The sequence below is a fragment of the Corynebacterium parakroppenstedtii genome (genome assembly GCF_019754935.1).
GTDB classification, from domain to species: domain Bacteria; phylum Actinomycetota; class Actinomycetes; order Mycobacteriales; family Mycobacteriaceae; genus Corynebacterium; species Corynebacterium parakroppenstedtii.
In genome coordinates, this window is the sequence record NZ_JAGSOA010000001.1 from 304,356 (window position 1) to 327,630 (window position 23,275).

General features: G+C 55.5%; 21 protein-coding genes. 7 read left to right on the forward strand and 14 right to left on the reverse strand.

All coding sequences use genetic code 11. The annotated features are described in order from the left end of the window. Positions 1–51: 51 nt before the first annotated feature. Together KCQ76_RS01310 and miaB are read right to left on the reverse strand one after the other, a co-directional pair. Complete coding sequence (locus KCQ76_RS01310) at positions 52–840, reverse strand: Rv2732c family membrane protein (RefSeq protein ID WP_046202217.1); 789 nt, start codon at positions 838–840, stop codon at positions 52–54. 50 nt (positions 841–890) lie between these two features. Continuing rightward, a complete protein-coding gene (gene miaB, locus KCQ76_RS01315) occupies positions 891–2,510 on the reverse strand; it encodes a tRNA (N6-isopentenyl adenosine(37)-C2)-methylthiotransferase MiaB (protein WP_046202378.1) in 1,620 nt (539 codons plus the stop codon). Positions 2,511–2,794: 284 nt separating this feature from the next. On the opposite strand from miaB, the gene KCQ76_RS01320 reads away from it, so the two are divergent. Genes KCQ76_RS01320 through KCQ76_RS01335 form a run of 4 tightly spaced genes read left to right on the forward strand, consistent with a single transcriptional unit; the run spans position 2,795 to position 6,144 of the window. Beyond that, positions 2,795–3,523 carry an amino acid ABC transporter ATP-binding protein gene (locus KCQ76_RS01320; RefSeq protein ID WP_046202377.1) on the forward strand — a complete coding sequence of 243 codons (729 nt, stop codon included), beginning with the start codon at positions 2,795–2,797 and terminating at the stop codon, positions 3,521–3,523. A 15-nt stretch (positions 3,524–3,538) separates the two neighbouring features. Then, the gene (locus tag KCQ76_RS01325) at positions 3,539–4,507 is read left to right on the forward strand and encodes a glutamate ABC transporter substrate-binding protein (RefSeq protein ID WP_231725276.1); all 969 of its coding nucleotides are present in this window, start codon (positions 3,539–3,541) and stop codon (positions 4,505–4,507) included. Between the two features lie 9 nt (positions 4,508–4,516). After that, entirely contained in the window at positions 4,517–5,206 is a 690-nt protein-coding gene (locus KCQ76_RS01330; RefSeq protein WP_046202216.1) for an amino acid ABC transporter permease, read from the forward strand. Continuing rightward, a complete protein-coding gene (locus KCQ76_RS01335) occupies positions 5,206–6,144 on the forward strand; it encodes an amino acid ABC transporter permease (RefSeq protein WP_046202215.1) in 939 nt (312 codons plus the stop codon). Before KCQ76_RS01330 ends, KCQ76_RS01335 begins: the two co-directional genes overlap by 1 nt. Before the next feature lie 31 nt (positions 6,145–6,175). Here KCQ76_RS01335 and KCQ76_RS01340 read toward each other — a convergent pair whose 3' ends face one another. Together KCQ76_RS01340 and recA are read right to left on the reverse strand one after the other, a co-directional pair. Continuing rightward, on the reverse strand, positions 6,176–6,799 hold the full coding sequence (locus KCQ76_RS01340; RefSeq protein ID WP_052722249.1) for a regulatory protein RecX: 624 nt from the start codon (positions 6,797–6,799) through the stop codon (positions 6,176–6,178). A gap of 23 nt (positions 6,800–6,822) precedes the next feature. Continuing rightward, positions 6,823–7,962 (reverse strand): recombinase RecA, encoded by a 1,140-nt coding sequence (recA, locus tag KCQ76_RS01345; protein ID WP_046202214.1) that lies wholly within the window; start codon positions 7,960–7,962, stop codon positions 6,823–6,825. 481 nt (positions 7,963–8,443) lie between these two features. Here recA and KCQ76_RS01350 point away from each other — a divergent pair, with 481 nt between their 5' ends. From KCQ76_RS01350 to KCQ76_RS01360, 3 genes are read left to right on the forward strand one after another with little or no spacing between them, the layout of a single operon-like run. Beyond that, entirely contained in the window at positions 8,444–8,941 is a 498-nt protein-coding gene (locus KCQ76_RS01350; RefSeq protein ID WP_373369107.1) for a biotin transporter BioY, read from the forward strand. After that, positions 8,941–9,669 (forward strand): energy-coupling factor ABC transporter ATP-binding protein, encoded by a 729-nt coding sequence (locus KCQ76_RS01355; protein WP_046205175.1) that lies wholly within the window; start codon positions 8,941–8,943, stop codon positions 9,667–9,669. The genes KCQ76_RS01350 and KCQ76_RS01355 overlap by 1 nt, the downstream gene beginning before the upstream one ends. 5 nt (positions 9,670–9,674) lie before the next feature. Beyond that, on the forward strand, positions 9,675–10,382 hold the full coding sequence (locus KCQ76_RS01360) for an energy-coupling factor transporter transmembrane component T family protein (protein WP_046202211.1): 708 nt from the start codon (positions 9,675–9,677) through the stop codon (positions 10,380–10,382). Positions 10,383–10,443: 61 nt separating this feature from the next. On the opposite strand, the gene KCQ76_RS01365 is transcribed toward KCQ76_RS01360, so the two are convergent. The 10 genes from KCQ76_RS01365 to dapB all read right to left on the reverse strand — a co-directional run bounded on the left by KCQ76_RS01365 (position 10,444) and on the right by dapB (position 23,096). Beyond that, entirely contained in the window at positions 10,444–11,358 is a 915-nt protein-coding gene (locus KCQ76_RS01365) for a PspA/IM30 family protein (RefSeq protein ID WP_046202210.1), read from the reverse strand. A gap of 102 nt (positions 11,359–11,460) precedes the next feature. Then, a complete protein-coding gene (locus KCQ76_RS01370) occupies positions 11,461–11,874 on the reverse strand; it encodes a helix-turn-helix domain-containing protein (protein WP_373369106.1) in 414 nt (137 codons plus the stop codon). A gap of 73 nt (positions 11,875–11,947) precedes the next feature. Then, entirely contained in the window at positions 11,948–12,490 is a 543-nt protein-coding gene (locus tag KCQ76_RS01375) for a CinA family protein (protein WP_046205179.1), read from the reverse strand. A gap of 107 nt (positions 12,491–12,597) precedes the next feature. Then, complete coding sequence (gene pgsA / locus KCQ76_RS01380; RefSeq protein ID WP_180962470.1) at positions 12,598–13,275, reverse strand: CDP-diacylglycerol--glycerol-3-phosphate 3-phosphatidyltransferase; 678 nt, start codon at positions 13,273–13,275, stop codon at positions 12,598–12,600. 84 nt (positions 13,276–13,359) lie between these two features. Then, positions 13,360–14,382: a TerC/Alx family metal homeostasis membrane protein gene (locus KCQ76_RS01385; RefSeq protein ID WP_046202209.1), complete on the reverse strand. Its 1,023-nt coding sequence runs from the start codon at positions 14,380–14,382 to the stop codon at positions 13,360–13,362. 346 nt (positions 14,383–14,728) lie between these two features. Continuing rightward, positions 14,729–17,809 (reverse strand): FtsK/SpoIIIE family DNA translocase, encoded by a 3,081-nt coding sequence (locus KCQ76_RS01390; RefSeq protein ID WP_082090312.1) that lies wholly within the window; start codon positions 17,807–17,809, stop codon positions 14,729–14,731. Positions 17,810–18,469: 660 nt separating this feature from the next. Next, positions 18,470–20,629 (reverse strand): ribonuclease J, encoded by a 2,160-nt coding sequence (locus tag KCQ76_RS01395; protein ID WP_046202207.1) that lies wholly within the window; start codon positions 20,627–20,629, stop codon positions 18,470–18,472. After that, complete coding sequence (gene dapA / locus KCQ76_RS01400) at positions 20,629–21,534, reverse strand: 4-hydroxy-tetrahydrodipicolinate synthase (RefSeq protein ID WP_046202206.1); 906 nt, start codon at positions 21,532–21,534, stop codon at positions 20,629–20,631. The genes KCQ76_RS01395 and dapA overlap by 1 nt, the downstream gene beginning before the upstream one ends. 38 nt (positions 21,535–21,572) lie before the next feature. Next, positions 21,573–22,343, reverse strand: a complete 771-nt coding sequence (thyX, locus tag KCQ76_RS01405) for an FAD-dependent thymidylate synthase (RefSeq protein ID WP_060941867.1) — start codon at positions 22,341–22,343, stop codon at positions 21,573–21,575. Beyond that, positions 22,344–23,096, reverse strand: a complete 753-nt coding sequence (gene dapB / locus KCQ76_RS01410) for a 4-hydroxy-tetrahydrodipicolinate reductase (RefSeq protein WP_046202205.1) — start codon at positions 23,094–23,096, stop codon at positions 22,344–22,346. It lies immediately after the preceding gene. Positions 23,097–23,275: the final 179 nt, after the last annotated feature.

Here is a 23,275-nt window from a genome sequence, read left to right on the forward strand (position 1 = left end):
TTGATTCGTGGGGCTTTAGTTCTGAGTTGTGGGAGTTCTGAATCAAGGCTCCTATTTATCCGCGGGCGGTCGTTTCCGCTTACGTTGGTTTTCCGCCACTTGATGTGCGCGCTCCCTGGCACGTGCACGTCGGTTATCCACCGGCTCCCTGTACTCCTGAACGGTCAAACCGGTCCGAAGATGCTGCTGGGCAGCCCGCGCTTCATCATCGCGGTCGGCTTCTTCACGCCGGATTTCTGCCAAAACACGCTGGAGAACTGATCGGCGGAAAACGACGGTAGAGATGGTTGCGAAAATAACGATGATCGCGGCGAACCCAACGATAAGCCCGAACGAGGGACCGGATCCCGGCTCTGTCGGTGGACGTGACTGCCGCATCCAGATCGCGAAAATACCGAATACCCAACCAACTCCGGACACGACCCAGGTCACCCAAGCCACGAGGGTGGAGCGTGAAACGATCACACCGATGGGTAAGAAGATTCCCCCTACCAGCGCCAACCACACGTAGATGCGCTCGGGCCACGTGGTGACCATCTCTTGAGCGCGGTCGGAGTAAAACAGAACGTCAAAGCCATACACGCTCCCCGAGTGCGGGAGGAAAATGGCGAACAACGCCCCCAGCATCCCGAGCAAGAAAAAAGGAAGCTGACGGTTGATTACCACGGTTCTCGACGCCAAGCGTTCTTCTACGTTGATGTTGGCGCGTTTGCTTTCGCCGAAAGCTCGAAGCGCTTCTCTGCGCTCCTCAGCCGTCATCTCTTGGGGCTTTTTCGCAGGTTGATGCCGCTGAGCCGAGCCGTCGCCATCACTACGTCCAGACCTCTTCTTCATTGCCATGCTTCTTACCCTAATCCGTAAAGCTCATTCGTGATGCTTACCAAGCTTGGCTACCTTTTCATCGTCTTGATCGTCGGCATTCCCAGACCAACACCGCGGGGCGTCGGAGCGGAAGCAGCTTCAGTCCGGTCCCCCGCCGGCATACGACGATGAGCAAGAACGCCCGAGTCAGACAACAGGAAGTGAGAGCGTGAATCGGTGATACGCACCCACACCACATCTCCTGCGCGGATCGCCCGATCAACACCCGGTTTCACGCACTCTTCAACGGAGACTCCGCCGGAAGCCGTCGGATGTGCCATAGGAGTTGCTCCAATGGAATCCCATGCTCGGGCTGTTTCTTCCATCGGTGCAGCATCAGGGGCAAAGTGCACCAGGCGACCATCGCGTGTTCTGCCCGACAAACGATGTGTTAGAGCCGATCGTCGACCGTCGTCAGCCTGAACAAGGACCTCGACGACGTCCCCAACCAACTCAGCATTGAGCTCGGCGCTGATTCGCTCTTGAAGTTCAACCAGTCGCTCATATCGATCCTGCACCACGGCCTTCGGTACCTGATTCTCCATCGCCGCTGCAGGAGTTCCGGGACGAGGCGAGTACTGGAACGTATATGCGCTCGTAAACCGTGCTTTTTCGACGAGATCCAGCGTCTGTTGGAAATCTTCCTCAGTTTCTCCAGGGAAGCCAACAATAATGTCGGTCGTAATGGAGGCCTGAGGGAGCTTCTCACGAACTTCGTCGAGGATCCTCATAAAACGCTTCGTCCGATAAGAACGACGCATCTCTTTGAGCACCTTGTCTGAACCCGACTGCAAGGGCATATGCAGCTGCGGGCACACATTGTGCGTCTCCGCCATCGCGTCGATGACGTCAGAGGTGAACTCGGCAGGGTGTGGACTGGTGAAGCGGACGCGCTCCAGGCCCTCGATATCACCACATGCGCGCAATAGTTTGGAAAATGCGCTGCGGTCACGCTCTAGCGTCGGGTCCTCAAAGTGAACTCCATAGGCGTTGACGTTTTGGCCCAGCAGTGTCACTTCGCTCACGCCGTCGTCGACAAGAGTTTGTACCTCCGCCAAAATGTCACCTGGTCGGCGGTCCTTTTCCTTCCCGCGGAGGCTCGGGACGATGCAGAATGTGCAGGTGTTATTGCACCCGACAGATACGCTCACCCAGCCGGAATAGGCGGAGTCACGTTTTGCGGGAAGGACAGAGGGGAACTGCTCTAACGCGTCGGCAATTTCCACCTGCGCTTCATGATTGTGGGCAGCACGCGCCAGAAGAGTCGGGAGCTTCCCAATGTTGTGGGTACCGAACACGACGTCGACCCACGGGGCTCGCTTAACAACGACATCCTTGTCTTTCTGCGCCATGCATCCCCCGACTGCGATTTGCATGTCAGGTTTCGTGTCTTTGACCGATTTCAGCTGGCCCAAGGTTCCGTACAGGCGGTTATCCGCATTTTCGCGTACTGCACACGTGTTGAACACGACAACATCGGCAGGATCGTCGCTGCCTACTGGCACGTAGCCGGCTTCCTCCAAAAGTCCGGCTAGCCGCTCCGAGTCATGCACATTCATTTGGCACCCGAAAGTACGCACCTCATAGGTGCGCGGGCGGGTGGTCGTCGTCGAAACCGAGGAATGCGGAGAAGCAGTGAAATGGTTCATGGTCTGTAAATGATTAATTGACATATCAGGGGTTGTGCCGTTCATCGCGGACTATCGTACTGGTCACCCCCGACAGACGGGGAATTGGTTACGGTGTTGTTAAGTTTTTGTTTCCCACACAGCTTTGGCTAAAGAAACCCTTTAAGTTTTTCCGTATGCCAGAAGTTTCCGGATCCGACGTCACAGCGCCGTCGACACAGTCCATTCCCGCACACGCTGCAGACAGCTCTGCACCTCATCCCGACGCTGAAACGGCTGCCAAAGATCCTGGGCATCGCCCGCCGATGATCTCAATGTCCCATGTCAACAAGTATTTCGGCGACTACCACGCGCTCCGCGATATCAATCTGACAATTCCTGCAGGACAGGTCGTGGTTATTCTCGGCCCCTCAGGCTCGGGGAAATCAACTTTATGCCGAAGGCTTAACCGGCTCGAGACTATCGACGATGGGGAGATCGTGATCGATGGTGAGGCGCTTCCTGAAGAAGGGAAGAGTTTGACCCGGCTAAGGGCGGAAGTCGGCATGGTTTTCCAACAGTTCAATCTGTTTTCGCACAAGACCATCCTCGACAATGTCACTCTTGGCCCTATCAAAGTGCGGAAACGGAGTAAGGCCCAAGCTAAGGATCGGGCTATGGCTCTGCTCCGACGGGTCGACATTGATAGCCAGGCTCACAAGTATCCCGCCCAGCTATCCGGTGGCCAACAGCAGCGTGTCGCCATTGCACGCGCCCTCGCCATGGAACCCAAAATCATGCTTTTCGACGAGCCGACGTCTGCTCTCGACCCTGAGATGGTGAATGAGGTTCTCGACGTCATGGTCGGACTCGCTCGAGAGGGCATGACGATGGTATGTGTGACCCACGAGATGGGTTTCGCCCGACGTGCCGCTGATCGTGTGTTGTTTATGGCCGACGGCGCCATCGTCGAAGACGCCGATCCGGAATCTTTCTTTACGAATCCCCAGACGGACCGGGCCAAAGATTTTCTCTCCAAGATCCTCGGTCATTAAAAGGGGGCGTGAAGAATGACACGAATGCAGTTCGCCGGCCGTCATATCGGCCAGTTTGTTACTTATTTCCGACGGGGCACGTGCCGACGCCACTCTTTCCGACGCCACACCCGCGTGCGCGCGGTGGTGGCCGCGGTGACCGCCCTTGTTTTCGTCACCCCGACGCTCACCGCGTGTGGGTCGTCGGAGCCCGTGAGTGTCCTCGACGAAATTAAAGCCGGGCATATCGTCGTCGGCACGAAATATGACCAGCCGGGTATGGGAATGCGCACGCCGGATAAGAAATTCGTCGGTGTGGATCCAGATGTCTCCCGGTATGTCATTAACCACATTGCAGAAAAGAACGGTTGGGATAAGCCGAAGATAACGTGGCGTGAAACGCCATCTGCGCAGCGAGAGACGTTGATCAAGAATGGCGAAGTGGGCATGATTACGGCCACGTATTCCATCAACAAAGGGCGCGCGAATGCTGTCGCTTTTGGTGGGCCTTACCTGGTCACCCATCAGGCGCTACTGGTGAGGGATAAGGACGCGGGGATCAAGTCTCTGACAGACCTGAATAAGGGAAAACGTTTGTGCTCTGTGAGTGGGTCCACTCCCGCCCAGAAGGTCAAAGAGGCGCTCCCCGAGGTCCAATTACAAGAGTTCGATTCCTACTCGTCATGTGTGGAAGCGCTCCACCAAAAGAAGGTTGACGCCCTAACCACCGACGCCACCATCTTGTATGGGTTTGCGACCCAGTACCCGGGCGAGTTTCGCGTCGTCGATATGAAACAGGATGACGGATCGTGGTGGACCGATGAGCACTACGGGATCGGACATGCGAAGGGCGACACCAAGTCGACCGAGGCAATCAACGATGCCCTGAAAGACATGTGGGCGTCTGGAGCTTACGCGTCCATTGTTCACAAGAATCTTGGCAACGACTTCCCCGTGGGCGATGAACCCGCCATCGGCGATCTCAGCTTTTTGCAGAAGGGATAAGGGGGATCAATGGAGACAACGACTTTATGGAGTGACCTCAGCGATACGCTATGGCCTGCATTCTGGGTCACCATCAAACTCACGGTGTGCTCAGGGATCGGTTCACTGATCCTGGGCATCGTTCTGACCGCCATGCGCGTATGCCCCGTCGGGATATTGCGCACCTTATCGTCACTGTTCATTACTGTGTCGAGGAACACTCCCCTGACACTGATTGTGTTGTTCTCATCGATCGGGCTCTACCAAAACTTGGGCTTGACGCTCGCCCCCGAGAACGACAACTTCATTAAAAACAACAACTTCTGGCTCGCTGTCCTGGCCTTTATCATCTACACCTCGGCTTTTGTCGCGGAATCCTTGAGGGCAGGCATCAACACCGTGCCCTTTGGACAAGCGGAGGCCGGCCGATCACTGGGACTGTCTTTTGGCCAGAATTTCTCTTCCATCGTGTTTCCCCAGGCGTTTCGCGCGTCGATTGTTCCGTTGGGCAACACCCTGATTGCGTTGTCCAAGAACACGACCATCGCGTCCGTCATCGGTGTGGGCGAGGCATCTCTGTTGATGAAGTCGACGATTGAGAATCATGCGGACCAGTTGTTCTTGGTGTTCGGCATTTTTGCTCTCGGCTTTATCATCTTGACCCTGCCCATGGGATTGTTCTTCGGCTGGGCTGGTAAACGATTGGCGGTGAAACGATAGTGAGTACTCGCGCAACTGTCCTTTATGACAACCCTGGCCCACGCGGGCGTCAGATCAACCGCATTCTCACGGCGGTTACTGTCGTCGTTGCTGCTCTGGTCATCGGGTGGACGATATCGGTGCTGGCCAAGAATGGTCAGCTGGAGGCATCCAAGTGGGATCCTTTTATTAAGTCGACCACCTGGAAGACGTATATTCTCCCCGGTCTGTGGGGAACGCTGAAAGCCGCCTTTGTTTCCATTATTTTGGCTATGCTTCTTGGAGCGGTACTGGGAACTGGGCGTTTGCACCATCGGTGGATCGTTCGCCGGGTCTGCGGGGTAATCGTCGAGTTCTTCCGCGCTATTCCCGTGTTGATTTTGATGATCTTCGCCTACCAGCTTTTCGCTGAATATGCGGTGTTCCCTTCAGAACAGTTGGCTTTCGCTGCTGTTGTTTTTGGGTTGACGCTGTATAACGGCGCGGTGATTGCCGAGGTTCTTCGTTCGGGGATTGAGGCGCTCCCGAGCGGGCAATCTGAAGCCGCGTTGGCGCTGGGATTGACCCACCGGCAGACGATGCGAATCATCCTTCTTCCTCAGGCTGTGGCCTCGATGCTCCCCGCCTTGATTGCACAGATGGTGATTGCTCTCAAGGACTCCGCATTGGGCTATCAGATCGGGTATGTGGAAGTGGTGAGGTCTGGCATTCAGTCGGCTTCGTATTACCGAAACTTCCTTGCGGCGCTCGTTGTTGTTGCAGTGATCATGATTATCGTCAACATTGGGCTGACGAAGTTCGCGGAGCGAATCGAGCTTCAGCTGCGGGCTGGGCGTGCTCGGCGCAATATTGTGGCCCATGTTCCCCACCAGAAAGAACAGGGCGTGGAGACCAAGGATGAAGCCGTGGTCGACTGGCATGACCCGGCCCACCGCGATCTACGCAGCACTTTCGAATAGTTACAGCACGCTCTGAGGATTCTCGGCGGTGTTATTTCCCGTCGGGATCGCTGCTCAATTCGGTGATTCTCTCCTCTACGACGTCATGAGCGATCCGCTGTGACATCCCCGCCGGAAAGCCTCGCCGTGCCAGCGCTGCGGCAATCCGTCGGAGATGGGCATATTGTTCTTTCCGATCGGCGGGAGCCGTCCGAATCCGTCGAGCGCGATCTTCGGCAACGCGACGAGCTAATTCCTGTTCATCGTCGTCACTGACCTCGGCTAGTGCATGATCGCAGTCGGAATCGGAGACCCCTTTTCTTCGGAGTTCTTCGCGCAGGACACGGCGAGATTTTCCCCGACGCGTTCTGCGTTGCCTCACCCATTCTTCGGCAAATCGGCGGTCATCAATCAGTCCGCCTTCGGCAAGGTCGGCAATGACGGTATCCACGCTAGCCTGGGGAAACTCGGCATCGAGGAGACGATCCCTCAGTTCCTGCTCTGATCTAGCGCGGTGATCCAACAGGCGCAATGCTCGCGATCTAACAGGTCGTACAGCATTTTCTTCTTGCGCAATAGATCTGCTGGTGTCCACGCGAGAGATGGCTTCACTGAGATGCCCGATAATGTCAGCGGTGGACTCAGCAGAGTTATCACTGTCACTGGACTTAGGCATCGCCTAATTTAGCCCTTTCGCATCTATTCGTCGTCGTCATCGAAGTCCACATTCGGGACGACATCGATCGGATCGTCATCAGAGCTGGTGCTTTCTGACTCCGCCGCATCATCATCAGTGACATTCGCGTACGGCCCGACCTTCGCGGCCCTCATGATTTTATCTTCAATAGTCCCAGCCAGGTCACTATTATTCTTGAGATAATCGCGGACCTTTTCTTTACCCTGGCCGAGCTGTTCGCCTTCATAGGTATACCAGGAGCCTGATTTCTTGATAATGCCGTAGTCCACGCCCAGGTCGATGATCGAACCCTCCCGCGAAATACCTTCGCCATAAAGGATGTCGAACTCGGAAACCTTGAACGGCGGCGACACCTTGTTCTTGACAACTTTTAGTCGCGTCCGGTTACCAATGACGTCTTGGCCATCTTTCAGTGCCTGAATACGGCGAATATCACAGCGAACGGAAGCATAGAATTTCAGAGCCTTACCACCCGTGGTGGTTTCGGGCGACCCAAACATCACACCGATCTTTTCACGCAGCTGGTTGATGAAAATGGCGGTTGTGCCCGACTGAGACAGCGCGCCTGTCATCTTTCGAAGAGCCTGGCTCATCAAACGAGCCTGAAGCCCCACATGGCTATCGCCCATCTCACCATCAATTTCCGCCTTCGGGGTTAGTGCAGCCACCGAGTCGATGACGATGATGGCTAAAGCACCCGACCGGATGAGCATGTCGGCAATCTCCAAAGCCTGCTCACCTGTGTCTGGCTGCGCAACAAGCAGCGCATCGGTATCGACCCCGAGCTTACGGGCATATTCAGGATCCAGAGCGTGCTCAGCGTCGATAAAAGCAGCAATGCCACCGTCTTTTTGAGCTTCAGCAATCGCGTGAAGAGCTACCGTGGTCTTACCTGACGATTCTGGGCCGTAAATTTCTACAACTCGGCCGCGGGGGAATCCACCAATCCCTAACGCAACGTTAATCGCAATGTTGCCTGATGAGATCGAGCTAATCGGAGGACGCTTATCATCCCCCAAACGCATGACTGCGCCTTTACCAAAATCCTTTTCGATCTTCGCTAAAGCCGTGTCGAGGGCTTTCAGGCGTCCGTCGCCACTAGTCTGATTTGTTTTCTTTTTCGTTGCAGTTTTACCTGCCATTGTCCACCAATCCTTCATCGAAGTCAGAGCACTACTGCTGGTATCTAGCAACCTGACCTAACAACACAACATCTACCTGATGACAGCCACTCGCCCGGTCACAGCACAATACGTTCTCAAACCAGCATGACTGTCCTCATCACACGGAATAGACGATGTTACTCCGGTTCTGGTTCCAAGATAGAGAATATTCTGGCGTCGGACACGGCAACACCGCTCTTCATCATACGCAAACGTATGTTCGATTCAAAACGCCGCCGCCCATCGCCTAGCTCTCAGCCGTGAGCCATTATCAACGTTCATTCGCCGAGCAATACTAGTGTTAGCCATACTTTTTATTACGATGTCAGCTATGGGTGATAAAGCACATAACGCTGGTTCTACCTCCACCTCTGCTCCCCACCAGCAATCATCACGCCGATCTTCATGGGGGAGCCGTGACGTCGCATATGTAGCAGTCTTTGCCGCACTCTTCATAGCCATGGCCTTCGTCTCTATCCCGATAGGAGTGGCCGGCGTTCCTATTGTCATGCAGAACGCAATCGCGATTATGGCCGGAATGATTCTCGGACGACGCCGCGGAACAGCTGTCATTGGGCTTGTGCTTATTCTCGGCCTTATCGGTCTACCGGTACTTGCAGGTGGACGATCTGCACTGTCGGCTTTTGCTGGCGTTAGCGGCGGATATGTTATTGGCTACCTTATTTCGGCATGGGTATGTGGCGCGATCGCAGAAATAACTCCGCGTCGCCGACCACTCCAGACGATTCTCTTTGTCATTGTCAGCGTGCTCGGAATTTTCGTCCAGTACTTTTTTGGCGCTATATGGATGGTTGTCATCAAAGGCTTTAGCCTGAAGGCAGCATTGACAAGCCAACTCGCCTTTATTGGCCCCGACCTGGTGAAAATGATTGTTGTCGGACTCATTGCTTCGGGAGTCGCGGCTGCTTTCCCTCGTTTACTACCCGAACCTCGCTAATGAATGCATCCGTCACCCCACCCGTTATTCAGTTCGACAATGTCACAGTGGCTTTTGATGAACGCACAATTCTCAATGACATCTCCGTTGAACTTTCAGAACGACGAATAGCCATTATCGGAGCAAACGGATCCGGAAAATCCACCTTCGTGCGCATGATTAACGGGTTGGGAACGCCAGATAACGGAACAGTCACCGTTAACGGGCTCAATCCTCAAACCGACGGCCGCGATGTCAGAAAAAAGGTGGGATTTGTTTTCTCCGACGCTGAAAATCAAATATTGATGCCGACGGTGTATGAAGATATCGAGTTTTCTTTACGAAATATACGTGTAGATGGCCATCGCCTTTTTCGTCGTGAAAAGAACGATCGTGTCATGGCGATGCTCAGCCGGTTTGGGTTGGATAAACGTGCACAGGCATCGCCGTATCGGTTATCCGGTGGCGAAAAGCAAATGCTGGCACTGGCCGCGGTGCTCATCGGGCAACCACTGACAATTATTGCCGACGAACCAACAACGCTTCTTGATCTATCCAACAGGCTCAAACTTGGACGCTTGTTCGATAGCCTCCCCCAACAATTAATTGTTGCTACCCACGACTTAGATTTTGTGTCCGATTACGACCGTGCACTCTGGATTGATGGTGGCCGCATCCGGGCGGATGGGCCCGCGAATGAAGTGTGTCGAACATACGAGGAAGCAATGCTCGCTAGGGACCAAGCCTGACAAAAATGAAGAACAAAAGTAATTCTCGTACTCCCCGACAGTGGTTGACTATGCCTCTCGGCCATTATGTGGATAAAAATACCGTCGTCCACCGGCTCAAACCCACCACGAAGATCGTATTCATTATGGTCATGGTGGTAATCATCACGGTCCTGTCACGGACGGTCGGGAGCCACGTCACCACACTCGGCCTAGCGATTCTCGGGATTGAAGTCCTCGTGACTGTGGGCGTGTTTGTCCTCGCTCGCATCCCGTTCAGCGTTGCGACATCACAGTTACTGCCCGTGATCCCTGTTCTTGCGTTTATCACCGTATTTCAGGCTTGGAGCGCGGGATGGTGGTCGGCTCTGTCACTGGCCACATCATTGTTGGTCAGCGTAGCTCTGGCATTAATTTTGACTCTGACAACGCGAATCGGCGACATGATCGAGTCGCTTGACCGAGCTCTCCGCCCCCTTGCCCGTTTTCACGTCCCTGTGAACGCAATCAGCGTGGCCATTGCCATCACTATCCGCCTGATCCCCCTCCAGATGGAAAATATCCGCGTGGTCATTGAAGCTCGCCGTGCTCGATCCTCACGGGGGCTACGTGCCTTCGCTTTGCCGGTGGTTATCCATTCGATTCGACGTGCCGAAGCAATGGGAGAAGCCTTAGGAAGTCGCGGATTTGACGACTGGGATCCGACGGCGCCCGAGTATGACTCTCAGGAGTAGGCACTGAAAAAGCGCGGTAGCGACCCCCTCACTACCGCGCCTATCAACGTAGCTATGTAGACTAGTTCCCTTCGCGTAACTGCCGCAGCTTCTCAGCCACTGCATCCTGCGAGACATCGTCGCCGCCCTGGGAAGAGCGAGTAAATTCCCCATGAACGGAATTATCAATATCGCTACCGTTTTGGGGCGACTGCTCCAGTGACCGCTGGGAGGAACCGGCAATGCTGCGGTCAGCGTTAGCCCCAGAGCGCCCACCGTTATTCATCGACGCACGAATTTCTTCCAAGCGAGAGTGCCCTGCCATCTGCACGCTGGCCTGCTGCACCTCTACCATGCGGTTTTCAACTGAATTCTCCGCCAGTTCCGCCCGTCCCAAAGCATTTGAGTAACGCTTCTCGATCTTGTCCCGCACCTGGTCCAGGTTCGGCGAATCGTCGTTGGCGGTCAGCTTGTTCATCGAGGAGATAGAATCGGCAACTTTCTCCTGCATCTTGGCCTGCTCTAGCTGGCTCAAGAGCTTCGTGCGCTCCTCAGTCTTTTGCTTCAAGGCCATCGCATTGCGTTCAACCGCGGCTTTCGCCTGCTGAGCTTGCTGTAGAGCCTGATCATGGAGCTGCTTGAGATCTTCTACCGACTGCTCTGTCGTCACCAATTGCGCGGCAAAAGCCTCCGCTGCATTTTCGTATTCGACAGCCTTCGATGAATTACCTTCACTCCGGGCTTTATCCGCTAATGACAGAGCCTGGCGGGTATTGCCCTGCAGCTTTTCCACCTCTGCCAGCTGTCGGTTAAGTTTCATTTCCAGTTGACGCTGGTTGCCAATGACAGCTGCGGCCTGTTTCGAGAGTTCCTGGTGTTGTTCCTTCGCAGCCTGAATGGACTGCTCAATTTGTACTTTCGGATCAGCCTTCTCTTCGATCTTGTTGTCGAAGAGAGCCATCAAGTACTTCCACCCTTTTGAAAACGGGTTCGCCATCGTGAAAACCGGGACCTTTCTACACAGAGCTGCTCAGCAACCGATGCTGACAATAACAACGTGGATGAACAACAAGGATGGCACAGAGCACGTGGATGACTACTACACGGTGGCGTCGAGCTCGTGCCTGAAATCAACTGCTTCCGCCTCCAGGGCCATAATGCTAATGCACTCCAGAAGAACATCTGAAACGCGGACTCCAAGAGCATGGCAGACAGAGGCTAAGAGTTCAGACGACACTTCTTTACGGCCACGTTCAATCTCTGACAGGTAACCGGGGCTCACCGACGCAACATCCGATAGCTCCCTGAGCGTCATCGACGCACGAACACGGAAAGCTCGGAGCGCCTCACCCAGCGTCTCACGCAGGAGAGGTTCAGGTGTCCCGGCCGACGAACCGATAGCGCCGTCGAGAGGGTTCTCACTGTCATGGCGGAGTACGGGGCTATTGCCCTGTGATTGATGGTGCGGAAAAAGAGCAGGATTATCTAGAACGGTGGTCTGAGTTCTCATCACTGTGTGTAACGAATCTTTGCCCACTTTTGTTCCCATCATTGCTATTTTCTATCGACGCTGTTTTCCGTCGACGCTATTTCCCAACGACATCGAATTCCGCTAACCAATCGCTGCACGAAGATAACGCCGCAGATACAGACAAGCGTCGAATCGTCTCACGATCTCCACCGATAAGGATATCCGACGTAGCTCGTTTATCTGCATAATTGTGGCGAAAAAGCACATTACCAGCAAGCTGTGCCGTGGCTTTTGTGCCATCAGCGGTGCCAATGAATACTTGTCCCACCGGCTTGCCCTCTTGAGGCTCCGGCCCGGCAACGCCAGTCAGGGCGACCCCGAGCGTGGCCCCGCATGCCTCGCGGATATGAGCAGCTAAGTACCGCGCGGTGGTTGGTGCCACTGCCCCGTCGGCGTCGAGGACGTCACGGGGTACTCCACCAAGGCTCGCTTTAAGCTCTGTCGCATACACGACGATGCCACCACGTAAGACGGCCGACGCGCCGGGCACGGTCGCTACCGTCGCACTCAACAAACCGGCTGTTAACGATTCTGCACACGCAATAGTCACGCCCGCGGACGAAAAGCCGTGGACGACGCGTCGGGCGGCCTCAGACAGCTCATCATCGGTAGGGCGAGCGAGCTCAATAGCACTTTGAGGTGCAGATTTTGGCACCTGGACCACTTCTTTCCATCCACTAGCGGATGAGTATGACTATCGCGCGACTACGCCGACGTCGTCGCAGATGATGCTGCTCGTGATTGCCGCGAATCGAGCAAATATTGAATACCGGTCACCACGGTGACGATGACCGCAGCGGCCATGACGATACCGGTGAGCCAGTCGGTCCATCCCGGCAGAGGCATGAGGAACAAGCTGACGGCTAGCGACTGTAGCGCCGTCTTCAGCTTCCCGCCCTTAGATGCAGGAACCACTAGCCCGCGGTGAAGCATCGCCATTCGCCACAGGGTGATACCAATCTCGCGGATCACGATCAGGCAGGTCACCCACCACCACAGGTGGCCAATGATATTTAGCCCCACCAGTGCAGAGATCATGAGGGCCTTGTCGGCAATGGGATCCGCAATCTTGCCAAAGTCGGTGATGAGGTTACGTGATCTAGCTAGTCGTCCGTCGACAAAGTCGGTGACCATGAGCGCGATAAACATAAGCAAGGCCAGCCAACGCGATGCAGCAGATTCTCCCCCGTTCCGGAGAAGGAGCCACACGAAAACGGGGATAAAGACGATGCGGATGACCGTGAGAACGTTGGCAATGTTCAGCAGTTTTGCGCTTTCTTGCGTGTGACGTGGAGCTGGCTGCGTGTAGTCACTCACCTCGTGGTTGTCACTCGCAGCTTCCGAAACCGTCGGCCCATGAGCCTTGTCGTCTGACGCGTTCACACTTAAACCTTACCGCTTACTACAACGATGAAACCGTTTTATCACCAAAATTGGTTAGCAGCCACCCGTATCGTTCGACGGACCTCACATGCGATTACGGACGGAGATACCTCCGGCCTCACGATCCCGGCGATCCTTAATAACGCTCGCTACCACGGTCACGGTCAGCGTAACGACGATGACACCCAATGACAAAACTGTCGAGATTTCTGGGACGTGGACATCCTCACCGCCATTAATGAACGGCAGATTGTTCTCCTCCAAGGCGTGGAACAGGAGTTTCACGCCAATGAAGCCGAGGATGACCCCCAGTCCGTACGGAAGATAGACCAGACGCTCCAAGAGGCCGTCGAGCAAGAAGTACATCTGACGAAGCCCCATGAGGGCAAAGACGTTGGTCGTGAACACGATGTAGGGTTCCTGGGTCAAGCCATAAATCGCGGGAATGGAGTCCAGGGCAAAGAGAAGGTCGATAGCACCGAGGGTCACCAGCGCCAGCAGCATCGGCGTAACCATGCGCTTGCCGTCCACTTTTGCCACCATTTTGTGGCCAACGAACTCGGACGACACCGGGACAAAGCGGCGGAGCGTCCGAACCACAAACATGTCATCAACATCGGTTTCTGGCGCGTCGCGGACTTCGTCGACCACCAATTTGATGGCCGTGTACAGCATGAAGATACCGAATAAATAGAAGATATCCGACCACGCATTAATCGCCGCAGCACCCAAAGCGATGAAAATACCGCGAAAGACGATCGCCAGCGCGATGCCATAGGCCAGGACTTTTTGTTGCAACTCTCGCGGAACTTTAAACGAGCTGATAATTAGGGCGAAGATGAAGAGATTATCGATGCTCAAGCTCAGCTCGGTGAAGTATCCAGAGAAAAACTCAAGCCCGTGCTTGTGCGGATCCCCCGGGGCCGGCCAGGACACCCACAAGAAGATCCCAAATATCGTGGCCAGACCAACGTACATGCCCAACCACAAGCCAGCTTCTTTCATGCTGGGTGTGTGGTCCCGCCGGACGTGCCCGACGAAATCGACCAACAAAATTCCAACGAGGACGACGATTGTGATCGCCCACGTTAACCCATCTACATGCATTAAATACCTCCGGTCGTCATTACCAAAGACCGGAGGTCTTTCCCACTAGGCTCACCACAACATCGATAATTGACAACCACGCGGACGCACCGCCTTCTGTCTTACACAGAAAGCCGTGTGCCCTCGGCTGATCATGATCGGCCTAGCCGTTGATACCGGGTGCCGCTGTGCTCGTTCGCCTACTCACATACTCCACACGAACACAGGCACCGTGTTGACGACACCAACGCGACGGGGATACTCCCCTCCAGCTATTAGAGGGTACATGACCCATGTGTAAAAACCACGATCATGGTGCGTGACCAGCCAAGACAGCACCGCAGCGCCAGAAGAAGGGGGTACCCAATCAGACGATGCCGCTCGACGGGTTGGCGCTAACTACCTTTGTCGTTGAGGCCGACGCTCCACCAGCTGCAGCGTCGGCTTCCCCGTTGTCACTCGGATCTTCCTTAGGTGCCTCAGCAGGATCAGCACCCTTAATCATCCACAAAATGGTGTCCAGCTCCTCCGGTTTCACCAACACCTCACGCGCTTTAGACCCCTCTGACGGGCCAACAATTCCGCGCGACTCCATCAAATCCATCAAGCGACCAGCCCGGGCAAATCCCACGCGAAGCTTGCGCTGCAGCATCGATGTCGAGCCATACTGGCTGGTCACAACGATCTCGACGGCTTGCAGCAGGTCCTCGAGATCGTCGCCAATGTCCTCGTCAATTTTCTTCTTCGAGGATTCAGCCTGCTCGACCACCTTGGGATCGTATTCCGGCTCACGCTGAGCCTTCGCCGCATCGACGACGGCCTGCACTTCAGTGTCAGTGACAAACGCACCCTGGATACGCATCGGCTTGCCCGCGCCTTGGGGGATAAAGAGGCCATCGCCCATGCCGATGAGCTTCTCAGCCCCACCTTGGTCAAGGATGACTCGCGAGTCCGTCAGGGACGAGGTCGCGAAGGCCAAGCGTGAGGGGACGTTCGTCTTAATCAAGCCGGTGACAACGTCAACCGACGGGCGCTGCGTCGCCAATACTAGGTGGATACCCGCAGCACGAGCTTTCTGGGTGATACGGACAATCGAGTCCTCAATCTCTTTCGGAGCCGTCATCATCAGATCAGCAAGCTCATCGACCACACAGACGATAAAGGGGTAAGGCTTGACTTCGCGTTCAGAGCCGAGAGGGGCCGTATATTCGCCCGTCTCCACCTTGCGGTTGAAGTCCTTGATGTGCCGGACACCGGCGGACTTCATATCCATATAGCGCTGCTCCATTTCATCAACCAACCACTGCAGCGCGCTCGCAGCTTTCTTGGGCTGGGTGATAATCGGAGTAATGAGGTGCGGCACCCCCTCATACGGCGTGAGCTCGACCATCTTGGGATCCACCAGGATCAGACGGACATCTTCCGGCGTCGCGCGTGTCAGCAAGGAGACCAACATGGAGTTCACGAATGCAGACTTACCTGAACCGGTAGCACCAGCCACCAGCAAGTGAGGCATCTTCGCGATCGAGTGGGCAATGAAATCGCCTTCGATGTCTTTGCCCAAGCCAATCAGCATCGGATCAGTGTTCTGCATGACCTCCGGGGCGTGCAAAACGTCAGAGAGCCGAACCATTTCACGATCGGCGTTCGGCACCTCAATCCCCACCGCAGACTTGCCGGGGATCGGGGTGAGTAGACGCACGTTGTCCGTCGCTGCTGCATAAGCCAAGTTGGACTGCAGATTCGTAATCTTGGATACCTTAACGCCCGGCCCTAGCTCAACCTCATACCGCGTCACTGTCGGACCACGCGAGTAACCGGTGACCTTCGCATTGACCTTAAACTCCGAGAAGGTCTCCGAGATCGCAGCGATCATCCGGTCATTGGCTTCAGTTCGGGTCTTCGCCGCTTTACCCGGAATGAGCAAATCGGCACTTGGCAGCTCATAGTGATGCCCCGCTTCCGATGACGATGCGGCAGTACTGCGGTCTTGGCTCCCCGAGGCCGACTTCGACGCCGCCGGGGCACGCTGCGATTGCTTTTTCCCGGGCGCTTTACGTGCCGCATCAATCCCCGAGCGCGCAACAATTGCCCGACGCATGGCCTCACGACTGGCACTGACCGCGTCCGTACTGCTCTCGCCGTGTTCACCGTCGCCATCGTCCACCAGCTCAGGTGCGCCTTCACCCGCAGCATTAACTTTTACTGCCGACGATTGAGACGAACCCTCATTCGCTGCGGAGGGAACATCGTCATCCTCGGTGAGAGAGGCGTCGACCCGCGTGTTATTGACGTTGTCTCGTTGCACCGCAGCATCTCGTTGCTGTTCAGCGTCTACGAACGTCGGCATACCACCATGGAAACCGGCGATGTCAACGTCGGTGGGTTGATCGTCCAGCGTCGGCGCAGGCCTTCTCCCCGAAGTATTGCGGGACGAGCGACCACGATCACTACCCCGCGACCCCGATGAGAACACACGCGTCGGCGCAGCATCTTCGTCCAAGGGATAGTTATCCATCGGCGTATTGCCATACGAACCGTACTGCTGAGCACCCGAGGGCAGCTCGTCATCGTCAAACTGCGCCCCCTCCCCGACGATGAGCGGTTGCCCATCTCTGTGTACCCGAGGATCAGAAGGCACGTTGCGTGCCGGGTAATGCCTGCGCCCCGAATCGTAGGGAGTCAGGTCGCGATCCGAGCGGGCATACCGACGGTCGGCTCCAGCGCCATCGTCATAGTCGGCACCCTCATACTCGGCATCAATGTCATAACCGGATTCGTCATACTCGTCGGGGCCATAGGAGTCGTACGAAGCGTCGTCGTACGCTCCCCTGCCCCACCGGAAGCCCATCCAGTCGGACACAGCATGAGCCGTATCTTTGATGGTCGTTCCAGCAAGTGTGATCGCCGACCAGACGATAATAAGGAGCAAAATCGGCACAGCAAGCCACACCGAAAACCCGGTTGCCAGGGGCGTTCCGGAGAACAGACCTATCACACCACCGGCGTGGCTCCGACCTGCCCATGTCGACGGTTGGCCCGCGAAAAGGTGGGCGAGGCCCAGCATTGCAATCAACAGCAGTGCCAGTGCTCCCCCGGACCGATAATGATTCACTTGACGGACGGTTACACCCACCATCAGTGCCCAGGCAACGAAAAACAGGGCAACGGGAACCAGGTACGCAGCTGCACCGACGACCATCATGAGACCAGTGGACAGGGCACCACCCACTGGACCGCCAATCCCGAACCACAGTGATCCAGCAGTGATGAGGCCGAGGGCGGCGACGATCAAGGCGGGGGTGTCGTACCCGCCGCCAATCACTACTCCGGCATCGTCGGCGTAGGCGTCACGATCCTGGTCCACACCCTCATCCATGAGGCCGCGCTGTGCGGAGGATACGCTCCGTCGGGTGCTGCCACCACGCCTATGTCCCCCCGGCGACACGTTTTCTCCTTCAGAATAATCGTCAACAATCTCTTCACTATCGGCAGTATGCCGGTCTGATGGCTCCGACGCCTGAGATACCCGGCGGAATCGGCCCCTGCCCCGTCGTGGTTTCCGGTCAAGGCTCTGGTGATGACTATCAGGGGTGCTATCGCCCGAAGCATTGTTACCGTCGGCACTATCGTCGAAGAGATCGTCATCATTCGATCCTCGGATACTGCCTTGCGGTCCTCGAACGGAAGCGACTTTGCGGGTCAAACTTCCCAACCCCCGCGCTGTACTACTGAAAAAACCGGCCAGGCCAGAGCCCACGGCTGAAAACGCGCTGCCTGTGCGCTCAAATTCCTGGGTAGGAATTAGCTCCTCGCCGCGGTTAGCAGGTCGGGATCCCCCTCGTGGTCTCGATGCTGGCGCACCCCTCCGGGACCGTGCACGCGTAGAACTCGCAGGGTGAGTCTTCCGGTTACGTGTACTGGTTTTCCGAGGGGCAGTCATGCATGCCACTTTAGACTCTCAGATCACATCATTCACATTATTAACCTACGCAGGGCGTTTAGATGGCCGCTGTGTTTTCACCCCGCACGCACCTCATAATGAAAAAGTCCTGACCCCAAATTCATGGGACCAGGACTCTCACCAGGCTATGAGGCAATACCTACATCACAGCGATTCGCGTGTACCTGTCACATCGGACACCAACGGTTCGTCGGATGTCATGGGAACAACCGTCGGAACAACAAATGGCTTCCTGCGCCACTTCTCGCCCACGAACTTGGTGATCCGACGCTTGATCTGCTGAGCCATTCGGTAAGGATCATTTTCGCCCTCGCCTGACAAATCAAGCAGGGTGTTATCGACGAGATCCTCAACCTCATGCATCATCTCGCGCGACTCGTCCGAGAAGCCAGATGCCACAACGCGAGGCTTCTCCAACGCCATGCCCGTCCGGTTATCGATCACGACGGTGACGGAGATGACGCCGCCCTCGCCCATCTGAGCGCGGTCTTCCAGAACCTCAGCGTTCACGTCGCCCATGGTGACACCATCGACGTAGAGGTTTCCGACGGGGATCTGTCCAACAACGTCGGCGTGTTTATCCACGAGATCAACAACCACGCCATTTTGTGCCAGCACGGTGTGATCCTCACGAACCCCCGTCGATATGGCCAGTTGTTTATTGGCCCTCAAATGACGCCACTCACCATGCACAGGCATGAAGTTCTTGGGGCGGGCTGCGTTGTACAAGAACAAGAGCTCACCAGCGAAACCGTGACCCGAGGTGTGTACCTTAGCATCTTTACTGGTCACCACACGGGCGCCGATCTGCGAGAGCATGTTGATCACACCGAAAACGGCCTCTTCATTGCCCGGCACCAGCGACGACGACAGAACAATAAGGTCACCATCACGGACAGTGATCTGCCGATGCTCACGCCGTGCCATACGGGACAGTGCAGCCATAGGCTCGCCCTGCGTACCCGTCGTCACGAGCAGAACCTTATGCGGAGCCATCTTCGCGGCGTCGTCCATAGAAACAATGGTGTTTCGTGGAACCTCCAAATAGCCCATCTCTTCCGCAATTTGCATATTGCGGATCATCGACCGGCCATTGAACGCAACTTTCCTACCCGCGGCAACGGCTGCATCCACTGCGGCTTGGACTCGGTACACGTTCGAGGCGAAGGAGGCGATGATGACACGTTGTTTCGCTTCGGCAACGAGACGTTTCAATGTCGGGGCCACATCCGCCTCCGACCCGGAGAAACCAGGCGTCGCGGAGTTCGTCGAATCCGCCAGCATGATGTCAACACCCTCATCACCGAACCGGGACAATGCCGGCAAATCGGTGGGGCGGCCACCCGTCGGAGTCTGGTCGAGCTTGATATCGCCTGTGTGAATCAGAAGCCCAGCCCCTGTCTTCAGCGCGATGCCAAGGCAATCCGGGATGGAGTGGTTCACATTCCAGAAGCGCAGGTCAAACGGACCATACTTCTCGTGAGAGGTCTCATTAACTTCGATCAGCTTCGGGTGCTGATGGTGCTCACGACATTTCGCCGCAATCAAAGCACATGTAAAGCGCGAGGCCACGATAGGAATATCAGACCGCAGTTTCAGCAACCACGGGATCGCACCAATGTGGTCCTCGTGGCCGTGGGTAACGACCAGCGCCTCGACACGATCCATCTTGTCTTCCAAGTAGGAAAAATCAGGAAGAATCAGATCGACGCCGGGTTCGTCGGAACTTGGGAAAAGAACGCCACAGTCAATAATGAGAAGGCGATTGTGGTATTCGAAAACGGTCATGTTACGGCCGATTTCGGAAATACCACCCAAAGCGACAATGCGCAGACCATCTTTTGGCGCTTTAGGAGGCTCAGGCAGGCGCTGAGTGAGGTCAGCTCCCTGCATGGATTTCACGACAGAGCGGTTCTTATTGTGTCCCCTGTTGCGGTCACGGCCTCGTTTATTGGGGCGATTGTTTTTTCCGTTCTTATTCGAGTTCCGGGAACCGCCGCGCTCTGAACGACCGTTGTCGTTTTTGCTGTTACTGCCACGGTTGTTGCGGCCTTTATTACCATTGCCGCCACCGTGCTTGTTATTGCCACCACGGTTCGATCGGCCCGATGAACCATTGCGGTTTCCATCACGTCCATTGCCTTTGTTGCCGTCGGCGTGGCCTTGATTGTCATCGGAGGATGGTGAGGACTGACTACGTGTAGTGGCTTTCGGCTCTGTGAACTCTGGACGCTGAGCTGCGTCAACATCAGGCGACCCGGCCTTACGCGTCGATCGCCGACCGCGAGTGCGGTTATCTGGCACTACAGAACACCAGCCTTTCGCATATCATCAGCAAGCTCGTCGAGCTGTGATGGACTGGGGGAAATTTGAGGCAAACGAGGTTCTCCTACATTAATGCCCTGCAAGTGCAGAGCTGCTTTGGCAAAACTTACCCCGCCGAGTCGTGCTTGGGCATGATAGAGCGGGGACAACGATGCTGATAAACGCTGAGCTTCAGGGAGATCTCCGGAATCATATGCGTCGTACATTCTTCTCAGCACGGGAGCAGCAATGTGTCCGACGACAGAGATAAGACCCGTTGCACCAACCGACAACCACGGAAGGTTGATGGGATCGTCTCCGGAATACCAGGCCAATTCAGTGGACTGAATAAGCTCCAAGGCCTCTGCGAGATTCCCTTTCGCATCCTTAACAGCTGCAATACGCGGGTGCTCGGACAAGCGAGCCAGCGTCTCCTTCGCAACCGGAATAACACTACGCGATGGGATGTCATAAATCATGACAGGCACGTTCACAGCGTCGGTAACAGCCGTAAAGTGCTGATAAATGCCCTCTTGACTTGGCTTCGAATAGTACGGAGTCACAACGAGGAGTCCATCCGCGCCAGCCTCTGCCGAAGCACGGGATAACTCGATACTCGTCGCCGTATTGTTTGTTCCCGACCCCGCGATAATACGGGCGGAATCTCCCACCTCTTGTTTAACAGCCTTGAGCAACCGCAACTTCTCTTCGACGGTCGTCGTCGGGGACTCACCTGTAGTCCCAGCGAGAACCAGGGAATCACACCCTTGATCAATGAGGTGCTTAGCCAACGACACCCCTGCGGATATATCGACGTGACCGTCGCTATCGAAGGGCGTCACCATTGCTACGGCAATAGTTCCGAAAGTTTCGGCGCCGGCCCGTGTTGCAATACCAGTGCTCATATCGGTCAAGGGTACCCGCGGGGCACGGGCACAAACAACTAGCTTTCACTAACAAACGGGCTTGTTGCGACCTCAGTTCCGTCGCTGAGCTCGGTCACAGAAAAATCACCGAAAGCATGAGGCGCCACGGACTGAAGCTCTTTCAAGATCGCAATAGCTAAGTGCCGGATCTCTTGATCCGCATTTTCCGTCGCTCTCATCCCAATAAAATGACGCCAAGTCCGAAAATTCCCCGTGGCCACCAACCGAGTTTCGGTTGCCGACGGCAAAATCGCCCGTGCTGCTTGCCGCGCTTGCTTCTGACGCAACAGGGCATTCACACGTCCCGACGCCCCACCCGGAGTTTTCTTCTCGAGGCTACTCAGTAGCTCCGAAAAGGTATCTCTGGCCACATCACACGCTTCGAGGAACAAATCTGTTAACTGTTTATCTTTCGCAATTTCTGCAGGAACAACGACATCAATGTCATCGTCCGGCGTGAAGCGCTGCGAGAGTTGAGAAAACGACAAGTGACGGTGCCGCATAAATTCATGGGCACATCCCCGAGAAAGCCCCCGGATATAAAACGTCGCCGTCGGATGTTCAAGGAGAGCAGTATGCCCTACCTCCATAATGTGCCGAATATAGGCTCCATTCGACGCCGTGTGGGGGTTCGGGCGATCCCATGTTTCGTAGCAGGCACGGCCAGCAAACTCGACTAATGAATCCGCATCGGAAGAGTCTTTAATAAAGCCCAAGTCCATCCCCGTGGGGAGAGTAAAAGACGTGTGGGCAATAAGAGACACTTCACATGGCTTAGGTGTTGCCATTTACAGCCCCAAAAAAGAATCCAAACCGATGGTTAAGCCTGGGTGTTCAGGCACCTTACGCACTCCCAGGAAAACACCGGGAACAAATGAGGTGCGATCGTAAGAATCTTGACGGATCGTCAAGCTCTGCCCCTGGGAGCCGAAAATAACTGCTTCGTGCGCAACGGCACCTTTCATCCTGATGGCGTGGACAGGAATCCCGTCTACCGAAGCTCCACGAGCTCCGTCGAGTGCTTGCTCGGTAGCGTCCGGCTGATCGCCACACCCAGCCTTGTCCCTCGACTGAGCAATTGTTTGTGCCGTGTGAATGGCAGTACCCGACGGCGCATCCTTCTTGCCTGGGTGGTGCATCTCTACCACTTCGGCAGAATCGAAATACGGAGCAGCTATTTCCGCTAATTTCTCCGTCAATACCGCGGAGATAGCAAAGTTCGGAGCAACTAAGACACCAGTGGTGGGCGAATCCTTGAGCCATTCGCGGACCTGGCCATAACGATCATCAGTCCACCCCGTCGTACCGACGACTGCGTGAATTCCATGGTCGATGAGGAATTTAACGTTATCCATCACAGCCGAGGGGGACGTGAAATCGATGGCGATTTCCGCACCTGAATCAACCAACGTGTCCAAAGAATCATCGCGGTCAACCGCAGCAACGAGCTCAAGGTCTGACTCCCCCTTCAATGCCGCAACGAGTGTCTGTCCTACATTCCCCGAAGCACCGATGACACCGACTTTGAGTGGTGAATTCATTATTTCTCCCATCATTAGTGGATATATCTGTCATGTGGGTGGCCGCGGCCACCGCAACGGCGATAGTCTACCCCTTCTGGCACGATACCGAACTACCCCCGGACGGTAACCCCACTGCTTGAATGAGCCCAATCGACGTCACGAATCGTATTCACATTCTTCCAGCTCAGCTTGATAGA